Raw genomic sequence first — 12,451 nt, 5'->3', positions numbered from 1 at the left:
TATTACTGTTCCATCAAAACATATCATTTATTTTACCAATATTCCAAACGTGTGTCATTATTTTTTTGTGGCAAATTGCGATAATTCGTTAAAAAACGACATGATCTTTAACTTTCACGATAAGAGACCCTTTAAATTTTCATATTCCACCTTCCAGCCATTTGGAAATCCCCATTTTGTCGCCATCATTGCTACTGCCGTAAGCAGCCCACCATTCCCCGGCAAATAGGCAGTAAGCTTATCATGTTGATAATTATGTCCATTGATTAAATACGTATTTTTAACTTGATTCATTAATAAAAAATCAATCGCTAATGCAGAATTTCCCATTCTTGCTGCCGTCATTGCGCACATCGGGAAGTCCCAGCCCCATGCAGTGTCCCATTGCCACTCGTTCTGCACCTTTTGCAACGTATTATTCATGACTGTCCAGTCAATTAAGGCACCTGGTAATATACCATAAGCTGCTACCATTGAAGGGTGATCATGATTCTTTTCAGTAAAAGTATGTTTACAGTCACGATGCGCAAGATAGACATCATTTTCCACAGATGGTAGAGCCATCTTACTCCTAACTTCCAGCCATTTTTCAGGTATTGTTCTCCCTAATCTATTCATCCATTCAATCGCTATACCTAACCCATAATGCCAGTATTCTAACTCATATGTTGGGTTAACAGTATCTTCCATCAGGTGATTTTCTTGCGCTGGAATCAAGCCGGGACCTAGTTGATAAGTTTCAGTTTGTTTATCATAGTTAGGGAATGAGACCATGAATTCTGCTGTAGCAAACACTATTTCTTCAAATTCTTCTAAAAATTTTTGATCTTTTTCACATTGATAACAAAGTTCAGCTAATGCAATTGGATGGGGTTGTTGCCAAATTAACCCTGGAGCGATTGGTGAAGGTGTTTGATTTCCTTCTATTCCTATCATTTTTGGCCACCTTGCACCTTCAAACCCTTGATAATCCGCTAGCTGATAAGCCTTAGGTAATATCTTTATATACCAATATAAACTCTTTTTTAAAATTTCGTTTCTACCCCACATTGGAAAATGACTTGCATGCCACCAATGCATTTCCAAATGAAATTTACCAAACCAGCTATTGTACATGAAGCCCGTTTCCTGGGGCGGTACTGATCCACCACTATGAACCGCTAGTAAATACTGAGATAAAACTACTCTTCTCTCTAATTCTTCCGCTCTTTTATCGGAACTGCCTTCAAATGATATAAAGGCACCCAATTCCCAAAAAGCTTTCCAATGTTTACGTGATGTTTCGATGATATCTTCTACAGTTTGTATCGATTTTTTCTCTTTATAAAAATGCATAGTAAAAGTTAGGGTGGATGTCGACGGATGCAATCTAAATAAATGAGGCTTACACTCTTCTAATGTTCCCGCATTCCAATCCCATTGTACGTAATAAGTCGTATCATCTAACGTTCTTTCTATCATTGCTTGATTGTCTTTTAATCTTAATGTTGTTAGATGACCATTCACGTCCCAAGACATATCTGTCGTTTTTTCCCATTCTCTATCTCTCATATTGGGATTGGGAAATCTCATTTGAACTCCTATTTGAGCTTTCACTAACAAAGGAGAGGAAACAGTAACAGCGATTGCATCTGTAGCAGGTGAACATACGGTTTCGACTTGTACTTCCTCACCTAGTACAGTAAATCCACTTTTTACTTTGCCTGTCCACAAATGTAGATGCTGCTGACATGGAACGATATCAGCAATTGTTCGTTCATTCCCCTCTTGATCAAAAAAAAACAAAACCTATTTGCCCTAATTGTACACGATGTGGATTTTTCCTTAACCAATGGTATGCATCCTCTTTATCGTCAGGAAACAATGGATAAGGTACCCCATTATACGGCTCCATTTGAACGTTTCCGATATGATAGAGATCTTTTCCTCCAGTGGAATGCCATCCCCAATTAGACTGTGTACTTAATGGCACTTCATAAGCATTCGGAAAACTCTGTAATCCTGTAAAATCTAGCACCATGCCAAATTCTCCGTTGCCTATCGATAATGGTGCTTTTGGCTCAATTGCATTTAACATTGGTGAGTGCTTTTCCACAATCCGTTTTCTATCCATCTTCGCGCCTCCTCAATTTACCCGACGATTCCTCAAGCTCAATGAAGATAGGTCGTTCTTCCGGAGTTCTGTTTGGAGAATGTAAGGTTAATTGTAACCTCCCATACTTGTCATGAAATAACATGCCATGACCGCCATCACTTGTAAACAAAGGATGATCATCGTGTTGCCATGGACCAGTCAACTGTCCTGAAACAGAACGAGATATACCTTGCGCATAAATGCTATCTACAAAACTTGCCCATAACATTAGTAATTCACCATTTTCTGCATCATACAAATAAGGTCCGTCTGTCACATAATTGATCTGTGAAGGAAATCGTTTGTGCGTAAAAGACGTTGGCCATTGCGCTTCCGATGCAGCAAAAAGCGTAATTGGTTCCCCAACAGCATCAGAAAGATCGGCTTTAAGTCGAATCGCGCAAATCTCACCGTCTCCTACTTGTATCCATTCATGGCAGAAAACCATCCAAGGTGCCCCTTCACGATCAATATGGAGAGTTCCATCAAGTGAGTGCCAATTGTTTGGCGTAACAATCCCTTCACTATGTGGTTGAAACGGTCCTGTCAGTGTACTAGATTTTAATATCGCTGTTCCTCGCATACCACTTTCTTTAAGTAAAAACGTGGCGAATAAATAATAGTCGCCATTATAATAATGAACCTCTGGTGCCCAAAAATTCTCATCAGAATAAAAAGAGGCATCTGGACGAAATACTGGAAATGGTCCATCCCAATGCTCCAAATCAGTTCCAATGTACACATCAAAGCCAGTTCCCTTTCCCCAAATATCTTTATCCGTACTGCCATACAAATAATATTTACCCTCTTCTCGGTTTACATAGATAAAGGGATCTCTAATCTGGATATCTTGATTTTTTAACATTCTCTCTTCTCCTTTCTTAAACAAAACTCTAAAAAAATTCAGATGGACTAATCCCAACAATAGCTTTAAAAACCTGACTAAAATATGTGGAATTTTGATAACCCACCATTTCACTTACTTCATAGACCATATACCTTTTTTCGCGCAACAATTCTTTTGCTTTATTAATGCGATATTGATTCAAATAATGTACAAACGTTTCTCCGGTTGTTTTCTTAAACAATTGAGATAAATAATTACGATTCACATGAAATTCTTCTGCTATTTCACCCAGGGTAATGAGTTCATCATAATATTGATGCACATGTTCTTTTACTTGATCTACTAAATGACTTGTCTTTTGATTTGATATAAATTGTTTGGAGCGTTCTACCCAATCCTTCAATTGTAGTAGCATCCAATCTAATAATGCTTTCGTTGTTTGATGATGATACACACCTTGTAATAAGACTGCCTCATTCAAATCACTTTCTCCATTATCCGAATACTGCTCCTCCATCAATAGAACACTTAATACATTGATAGAAATGGTCTGTATAAGATAAAAGGGCAAATAAGTTGCTGAAGAAATATCGTTCACAAAATTATTCCAAATATCAAGAACCACTTCATAATCTTTTGAAGTAATCGCTTCATTTATTTCCTTCACCATTTCAAAAGGATAACTCTCCGAAGAATGAACGCCTCTTTTTTTCATTTCGTTGTAATGGTATACGTGATTCCATTCTTCATATTCAGATACTTCCAACGCCTGCATGCTTTCACCATAAGCATCTGTTAATTGATGGATGTTGCTTTTGACTTCACTAACCCCAACCATCATAGAAACCTTCAGATAATAAAGCACATGATCCACCATTTTTTGAACCAGTTGATCATTTATCTGCTCTAGATAAAGAGAATTTCCTGGCAAAAACATAACTAATACATAGCTTGAATCTGAATAATCCACCAAATGCGAAACCAATTCCCTTTGATCGTTGAATCGTTCCATCGTTTCCGACAAAATATTCCCAACGCTAAATTTCATCAATTGCCATTCACGTTCATGTGCTTTCGTTAAGTAAGGTGGTCGATTAATCATAATCGACGTAACAATCGCAGCTGTATTAGTACTTATACCTAATAACTCGTTACTAGTATGTGATAAACGATCATTTAATGAATGATGATTAAATAAGAGCTGTCGTATGAAACTGTCTTTACGATATGCCAGATACACAGGTCGTTGCACTGTGTACTTGTTCAAAATATCAGCTTTTTTATCATCAGCTTCCATTTCTTGTAATACATCCTGCATGATCGTTTCAATTTCTGAAACAGGAGATGGCTTTAAAAAAAAATGCTTCACTCCATATTGAATCGCTTTCCTGGCATTATCAAAATGATTATAACCACTATGAATGATAATTTTAATAGAAGAATACTGCTCATATAAATGTTTTATTAACGTTAAACCGTCCATTTCAGGCATATAAATATCCGTTATGACTATATCGGGACGATCCTTATTGATCATTTCTAAGGCTTGTTTACCATCACTTGCTGTTCCAATTACATTTAACCGAAGTTTTTGCCAGTCGACATGCCGGCTAAGACCCTGACGTACAGAAAGCTCGTCATCAATGATTAAAATGGTTTTCATTTTATCCCTCCAACCTCTGAGACAACATCGGCAAGCTGGGTTGTTCTGAAAAAATGGGTAGAACGATCTCTACAACAACACCACTCATCTTATCGTTATACATATTGACATCAAATTGCTCCCCACAATACATCGCTATTCGCTCTCTCACATTTTTAATGCCAATACCTTGCGCATCTGAAAACTCCCAATCTTCAGGGAGGCCACTGCCGTTATCTTTAATCATCAATTTTAAACAACGCTGCTCGGGAAAAAGTTCTCCTGTTAGTTCAATTTTCATCGTGTTGGTTTGTAGATGACGATAGCCATGCTTAATGCTATTTTCAATAAATGGTTGCAAAATAATTTTTGGTACATATAAGTCCTTCATAGATGCTGGAACCCTTACTTTGTAAGTAATTGGCTGCGATTGTCTCATCCTTTGAATATCCATATAACATTTTGCATGATCTAATTCATCTCGTAATGGGATAAATTTTATTCCCCCACTTAGTCCTATTCGTAACATCTTACTTAATTTGTTTACCATATTACTAATATCATCCGCATCATGGTCGAGTGATTTCCATTTAATCATATCCAATGTATTATATAAAAAGTGGGGCATAATTTGACTTTGTAATGCTCGCATTTCCGCTTCACGTCGGTTGTTATTTTCTAGTTCGAGTTTCTTGATTAAATCAGATAATTCATTCGTCATTCGATTAAAATTGTCTGCTAAAATATCATATTCTTCCACAAAGTGTTGGTTCATTCGCACATCAAATTGCCCCTTTTCGACTTTTTTCATGCCATGGACCATTTGACTAACCGGCTTTGTAATCCATTTTCCAATGCTATAGACAATGGGAATGGACAACATAATAGCCACAAATCCGATCAATAGCAATTTCCAGCCAAGTGATTTCGTTTCCGCGTAAAGATCTGCGACAGGTATAACTTGAACAAGACGCCATTGTTCATAATTCGGAGATGAGATAAGCAGTAAATAATACTGATTTTCTTTTTTGATCAATTGATGGTGATTCGTCAATCCGTCGTATTCAGGAATCAGCCGTTGATAAATCTTATTTTCCGCCTGCACTGTTATATCATTAATAATTGGAAATTCTTGACGCTTATGTGTTTCAGCAATAATTCTGCCCCCGGTGTTCAACAGAATAAACGGTTCCTGAATGTCTTCGTATAAATCGGTATTGATTAAATAGTTTAGAAAAGTATCTGCTAGTACATTTACTTTAATATAACCTACAGTATCATTTCGATGGTTAATAATTCGATGAACATAACTAATTACCTCTCGATTAGTCAAACTTTCACTATGTCTGGGAACCCAGCCGTTGTCAACATTCTGTATAAAAGGGGCAAACCAATCTGTTTTCTCAAGATCCTCTTCTGGATGAATTTTATGATCATAAAGATATGGATACTCTTGATAACGATCTGTATAAATATCGATTGAATAGACTTCCTGCTTTAAGGACGAAATATTATGAACAAGATTCTTTAACTCATTTCTTTCAACTAGCGCCTTGTAAGGACCCGTATCTATATCATTAAATATCTCCATGACATTCTCATCAATTGCTATAAACATTCCTGCTTCACTGATGTTTTTGATCACACCTGATAATTTATTTGCACTTTCATTTAATAAGGTCAGCTTTGTTTCACTAATCTCATCCGACGTAAAGTTAAAGAAAAATCGATAAGAGGAATAGCTAACAGCAGCAAGAAAAAATGCATGAACAAGTACGAAACAAACAACCATTATTGTCTTTAATTTCCGTAACATGCTTCCACCTCTTTTTCTTGCGTTATCACCATTAACCTTTAATTCCTGTTGTTGCAATTCCATCGACTATATATCGCTGAAATATAAAAAACACCGTTGTAATAGGGATCAACGAAAGAACAGACATCGCAAAAACTGAGCCCCAGCTTGATTCTCCTTGTGAATCTAAAAACAATCTCAAACCTAATGGGACGGTAAAAGTATCAACAGTGTTTAAATATAAAATTTGACTAAAGAAATCGTCCCATGTCCAAATAAAAGTAAAGATAGCAGTGGTAATCAGAACTGGTACAGCTAGAGGCATAATAATTCTCGTATATATTTGAAAGACACCACACCCATCCATTATAGCGCTTTCATCTAATTCACGAGGAATCCCCCTAAAAAATTGCACCATCAAGAAGATAAAAAAGGCATCAGTAGCTAACAGTTTAGGAACCGTAAGTGGCAAAATAGTATTGACCCAATCTAATTGATGAAAAATCGTATACTGTGGTATCAATGTCGCATGTGCCGGTAACATAATTGTCATTAGCATACACGCAAACCATAGTTTTTTCAATGGAAATCGCAACCTAGCAAAAGCATATGCTGCCATTGAACAGGTCGCTAGATTGGCAACTACGGCAATAAAACTGATGATAAATGAATTCTTAAAAAACTGTCCAAAGTTAACGTCTCTTACTACATTCCAACCGTTCAAGTAGTTATCTAATGTCCAGGTTTTCGAAAAAATACTCGGAGAAGAAAAAATGAGCGACTCCGGTTTAAATGAACTAGAGACCATCCAAATAACAGGATATAGCATAAACAGTCCAAACAGAATGATGAATGTATGTGTAAGTATTCGGCTTTTTCTTGTACTTTGATCCATTATAATTTCCCCCCGTCTTCATAGTGAACCCAATACTTGGATGAGAAGAAGATCACTAAAGTCATTACCCCTAATACAAAAACCAATATCCAGGCCATTGCTGAGGCATAGCCCATTTCAAAATGTGTAAACCCTTTTTGATACAGATACAAAGTATAAAAAAGTGTTGAATTGATGGGTCCACCTGTTCCTTCACTAATGATAAACGCAGACGTAAATACTTGAATTGATTTTATTAATTCGATAATGAGATTAAAAAATATAACTGGTGATAATAATGGCAACGTCACACGAAAGAAAATCTGACACTTCGTCCCACCATCTACCGCAGCAGCTTCATACAATTCTTTAGGTATTTGCTTTAAGCCCGCTAAGAAAATAACCATTGATGCCCCAAATTGCCAGGTCGCTAATATAATAATGGTTCCAAGCGCATAATCAGGATGCGAAATCCATCCTTGACCTTCAATATGGAAAAAGGCAAGTACTTGATTGACCAGTCCATCGATTTCAAATAAATTCTTCCATAAAATCGCAATAGCTACACTACCACCTAATAGTGATGGTAAATAATAAGTTGTACGGTAAAATCCGACACCAGCCATTTTTTTATTCAACAATACAGCAACCAATAGTGCCGCAATTAATTGTGTTGGAACTGCTATAAACACAAATGTTAAAGTAACTTTGGCAGAAGCGAGCCAACGATCGTCTTGAAACATTTCTTGATAATTTGCGAATCCGATCCATTCGGGTGTATTTAGCAAATCAAATCGAGTGAAAGATAAGTATAAAGAACTGATCATCGGACCCAATACTAACCCTAAAAATCCTATTAGCCACGGCAACAAAAAAAGATATGCCGCAACATATTGTTTTTTTGTATCTTTTGATAATTTCGTTTTTCTTTTTATTTCAGATGATTCGATTACTTCTGCTGTTTTCAATTGTCACCCCTCCTAAACTGATCTTTTATTGATTGATACGGGTAATAAAGAGACTCATTATAGAGCCTCTTTATCTGACTTACTCCGCCGCTTCATTTACATATTTATCTATATTCGCAATAACTTCTTCATAATAAGAATCTGCCGCCTCATCAACTGATTGCTGATCATAATAAATTTTTTGTTCAGTTTCCGTAAAGAGTTGGGTATTTTCGTTATAACCAGGTAAATTAGGAATATATGGTGCATCAGACGATTCACTTACCAAATCAATATAGGAATATACTGCTTGATCCATTTCATCAGCTTGATCAATCAAATTTTTACGAACATCTGAATTCACTGGTGCGCCTCGATCATTTCCCAATACCTCAGTAGCCTCTATGTTATTTACAAAGAAATCCATGAATTTAGCAGCTTCTTCTGGGTGAGGTGTATCCTTATAAGCGGCGAAATATTGACTCGGTCTTAAGGAAACACCATTTTTTCCTGTTTCTGCATTATAAGGATATGGATACAATTCAAATTCATCTTCTGTTGCACCGGCATATGCACCTAATTGGTTACTTGCAATCGATTCAATCGCCACATCTTGCTGTACAATAAGCGATTGTTCAGGTGTCTGCGAAGCAGAAACTTGCACCTCAGGAATCGCAGCTCCTCCACTTTCACGAAGCTCTTTCCATAGGTTAAACCAATCCTTGACATCTTGCGCTTCAAACCCGATTTCTCCATCTAAGTAAGTAAATTTATCTCGCTGTGCTAGGAAAACGCCGAATCCATCTTCTCCAAAATCACCAGTACCGTATGCGCCGTCCAAATTTTCCGTTAATTGCGGAGTTAAATCTTTAAATTCATCCCAAGTCCATTCTTTACTTGGTAATGCAACACCGGCTTCTTCAAAAAGAGTTTTATTCACCAAAATTCCCCATGCAGTCGTTCCTAAAGTAACTCCATATAATTTCCCATCAAATGTGGCAGAATCTAACATACTTTGATCGTGAAGACTTGTATTCAATTGATTGCCGACATAATCGTCTAAAGGTAAAATAACATCTCGATATACAAAATCATTTAAATTACCACCAAATTGGATAACATCAGGTGCATTTCCTGCGGCCAATTGTGTATTTAACTTGTCAAAATAGCCATCAAAACCGGAATATTCTGCTTCAATCGTTACATTTGGGTTTTGTTCTTCATACATTTCAATCACTTGTAAGGTGCGGTCATGTCGCTCTTGCCCACCCCACCATGCAACACGTAACGTAATATTTTCTTCATCTGTTTGCTCCTGACCGTCATTGCTCGATGTATCTTCCGTTTCCTCATTTGCTGAATCTGAACTACAAGCAATAGTTACTACAGCAAGTAACGCTAATACAAAATATAAATACCAATTCTTCATAACTAAAAACCCCTTTCTAATGTGATAATTTCATTCTACGATGAAAGCCTTTTCAAATAAATAAATAAAAGTAAGTGCTTTCATTAAATTTGTTAGGTTCTTATAATTTTTTTATTTTTGTACAAGCTAAAAAGGAGAGGAGTAACACAAAGGAGTGGACTTTTATGCCGAAAAAGAAATACAACTTGAAGCACGTTAAAGAAAATACGAAACGAAATTTCCAGCCAACAACTACCAATAAATAAAAAAAGAGAAGGTGACCTGCCTCACCTTCTCTTCCCTTACTGATCTGTTTTCTTTTTACGATTAGTTGCTGTGTGCTCCTCTTTTTTTACATACTCTTTTGTAACGAATCTCCAGTTAACTCTGTCACTTGGTTAAATATTCGAAGACTAAAATACATAATAATATAAGCAAATCCACTGACACCCACAACAGGAATAAATCCAGGAATCATCCTCATCACCAGCAAAAACAGAAAGGAAGCTGTTGCTATTAACAACGTGTTTTTAGGTGAAATAAACAAGAAGAGAAACGCAAGCTTTGCCATCCCCCACAAAGATGTTTGAAAATGCAAATAAACTGGGATAATCAGTATTGAAATAGCTAAAAACAAGATAAACACCATCAGAATCGGGTAATAACTGAAATGGACGAGTGATGTTTCAAGCAGATTCGCTAATGACAAATTAATATACAGTATCATACCGACTAGGGTGAATAACCATCCAACAGCATTACTTCTCAGAAATTCCTTTCTAAAAACGTTCCAAAACGTTTTCGCTGTGTTTATATTATTTTCACCAAATTGCCATTTTCTTACAATGAAAAACAGAGCAGTTAATGATGGAAAAATACCAAATGTCACACAGCCAATCAAACTGAATACGATCATCAATGCATTCAAATAGGCCATTTTCAATATAAAAACACTAGCATAATAAAGACGTTCCATCGATATCTCCTCCCTATTCTTTTACCGATCCTAACGTAATACCGTGGATAAAATAACGCTGGAGAAATGGATATACGAGCAGAACCGGAATCATTGCAATAAATATTTTGGCTGCATCCAATGTTCGATTGGATAATTCACTTAAGCGTTTATATTGATCCTCCGTCATCGTCGATGGGTCAACAGAGACCACTAGCTGTTGGATATAGGTCTGCAGAGGATAAAATTCTTCTCTCGTCATGAAAATCAAACCATAGAGAAATTCATTCCAATGATAGACAATACTGAACAGGGAAATCGTCGCAAGAACGGGTACAGACAATGGAATAAAAACCTTCGTTAAGATATACCAAGGGCCAGCACCATCGACCAAGGCCGCTTCCTCCAATGACGAAGGCAGGTTCCGAAAGAAGTTAATCGTTAAAATAATATTAAACACAATCGTTTGCGCACCACCGACCAAGACCAGAGCCCAAATACTGTTCATCAGACCGTAAGCTTTGATGGTCAGGTATAGCGGAATCAAACCACCATTAAATAGCATCGTAAAGATTAAGGTCCACATCAGCACATTGCGTCCTTTAAAATCCTTGACTGTTTTCGATAACGGGTACGCCATTAAAGGCACAATAATAAAGTTCAACCCCGCACCTAATACAACCCGCTGAACCGAAATCCAGAACGATTTAAAAAATTGACTGTCCTGTAACAGTTGTTGATAGGAATTAAAATTAAAATCGACCGGCCATAATCCGACAGCCCCTGCTGCTGCCGCTGATTTCGAGCTCAATGATAATGCGAGGGTATACCATAACGGCAATATACATGTGATAGCAATCACCACTAGTATAATGATGAGCACAATATCGACCATTTTAGAAGAAAACGTCTTACTCTTAAACATATCCATCCTCCTTCCTTAAAAAATCCGGTAGTTAGTAAATCGATAGGCGAGATAATAAGAAAGACTGATTAGCATGAAGCCTGCTACTGATTTCAATAGCCCGACAGCTGTCGCTAATTCGTACTGAAGGTTCAATAAACCGGCTCGATACACCCATGTATCAATAATGTCCCCACTCGAATAAACTAACGGATTGTATAAGTTAAAAATTTGATCAAATCCTGCATTCAGCACGTTTCCAAGACTCAATACTGCTAACAAGACAGCAGTAGTACGGATGCCCGGTAATGTAACATGCCATAGCAGTCGCAATCGGGACGCACCATCTATACTCGCCGCTTCATATAAAGCCGGATTAATGCCGGTTAAAGCTGCTAAATAAATAATCGTGTTGAAGCCAAACTCCTTCCAGACATCACTTCCGACAACTAAGAATGGAAAAAGGTCTGCCCTGCCAAAAAACAAAATTGGATCGATCCCGAACATCCCGAGCAGCTGATTAATAGGACCACCGTAAGCAAAAATGTCGAGCAGCACCCCACCTAAAATAACCCACGATAGAAAGTGTGGTAGGTATACGATCGTTTGAATCGACCTTTTTAATCCCATATACCGAACTTCATTCAGCATTAACGCAAATACGAGTGGCACAATAAGATTGCCAACAATCTTCATAATGGCTATATAAATCGTATTGAAAAAAACATTCATCGTATCATTGAGCTGAAACATATAACGAAATGTCTCCAGACCGACGAATTCTGATCCAAACACACCTAGTCCTGGATTATAATTCTGAAAAGCAATCACGATCCCGAACATGGGTACAAGGCTAAATAAGATCAACCAGACAAATCCAGGTAAGAGCATCAAATAATAATGTTTAGCAAATCCTTTCGTTCTCATGTACAGGTACTCCTTTCA

The 12,451-nt window shown here is 37.1% G+C and carries 11 protein-coding genes; all 11 read right to left on the bottom strand.

Annotation, left to right across the window (positions count from 1 at the left end; translation table 11 throughout):
• Window positions 1-114 precede the first annotated feature (114 nt).
• The 11 genes from MUN88_RS11150 to MUN88_RS11100 all read right to left on the bottom strand — a co-directional run bounded on the left by MUN88_RS11150 (window position 115) and on the right by MUN88_RS11100 (window position 12,433).
• A complete protein-coding gene (locus MUN88_RS11150) occupies window positions 115-1,785 on the bottom strand; it encodes a glycoside hydrolase family 65 (protein ID WP_244715004.1) in 1,671 nt (556 codons plus the stop codon).
• Window positions 1,772-2,113, bottom strand: a complete 342-nt coding sequence (locus tag MUN88_RS11145) for a hypothetical protein (protein WP_244715002.1) — start codon at window positions 2,111-2,113, stop codon at window positions 1,772-1,774. The genes MUN88_RS11150 and MUN88_RS11145 overlap by 14 nt, the downstream gene beginning before the upstream one ends.
• The gene (locus MUN88_RS11140; RefSeq protein ID WP_244715000.1) at window positions 2,106-2,999 is read right to left on the bottom strand and encodes a glycoside hydrolase family 43 protein; all 894 of its coding nucleotides are present in this window, start codon (window positions 2,997-2,999) and stop codon (window positions 2,106-2,108) included. Before MUN88_RS11140 ends, MUN88_RS11145 begins: the two co-directional genes overlap by 8 nt.
• 28 nt (window positions 3,000-3,027) lie before the next feature.
• On the bottom strand, window positions 3,028-4,644 hold the full coding sequence (locus tag MUN88_RS11135) for a response regulator transcription factor (protein WP_244714998.1): 1,617 nt from the start codon (window positions 4,642-4,644) through the stop codon (window positions 3,028-3,030).
• Between the two features lies 1 nt (window position 4,645).
• Window positions 4,646-6,439, bottom strand: coding sequence for a cache domain-containing sensor histidine kinase (locus MUN88_RS11130; protein ID WP_244714996.1), 1,794 nt, complete (start codon window positions 6,437-6,439; stop codon window positions 4,646-4,648).
• Window positions 6,440-6,470: 31 nt separating this feature from the next.
• Window positions 6,471-7,313: a carbohydrate ABC transporter permease gene (locus tag MUN88_RS11125; RefSeq protein WP_244714994.1), complete on the bottom strand. Its 843-nt coding sequence runs from the start codon at window positions 7,311-7,313 to the stop codon at window positions 6,471-6,473.
• Window positions 7,313-8,242: a carbohydrate ABC transporter permease gene (locus tag MUN88_RS11120; RefSeq protein ID WP_369809990.1), complete on the bottom strand. Its 930-nt coding sequence runs from the start codon at window positions 8,240-8,242 to the stop codon at window positions 7,313-7,315. Before MUN88_RS11120 ends, MUN88_RS11125 begins: the two co-directional genes overlap by 1 nt.
• A gap of 97 nt (window positions 8,243-8,339) precedes the next feature.
• A complete protein-coding gene (locus MUN88_RS11115; RefSeq protein WP_244714992.1) occupies window positions 8,340-9,668 on the bottom strand; it encodes an ABC transporter substrate-binding protein in 1,329 nt (442 codons plus the stop codon).
• A gap of 331 nt (window positions 9,669-9,999) precedes the next feature.
• A complete protein-coding gene (locus MUN88_RS11110; RefSeq protein ID WP_244714990.1) occupies window positions 10,000-10,623 on the bottom strand; it encodes a YesL family protein in 624 nt (207 codons plus the stop codon).
• A 13-nt stretch (window positions 10,624-10,636) separates the two neighbouring features.
• Window positions 10,637-11,527, bottom strand: coding sequence for a carbohydrate ABC transporter permease (locus MUN88_RS11105; protein WP_244714988.1), 891 nt, complete (start codon window positions 11,525-11,527; stop codon window positions 10,637-10,639).
• Window positions 11,528-11,542: 15 nt separating this feature from the next.
• Window positions 11,543-12,433 carry an ABC transporter permease gene (locus tag MUN88_RS11100; protein ID WP_244714986.1) on the bottom strand — a complete coding sequence of 297 codons (891 nt, stop codon included), beginning with the start codon at window positions 12,431-12,433 and terminating at the stop codon, window positions 11,543-11,545.
• Window positions 12,434-12,451: the final 18 nt, after the last annotated feature.

Origin of the sequence: Gracilibacillus caseinilyticus, assembly GCF_022919115.1 — a bacterium.
Classification (GTDB): Bacteria; Bacillota; Bacilli; order Bacillales; family Amphibacillaceae; genus Gracilibacillus; species Gracilibacillus caseinilyticus.
This window is presented reverse-complemented; position numbering and strand designations above follow the sequence as displayed.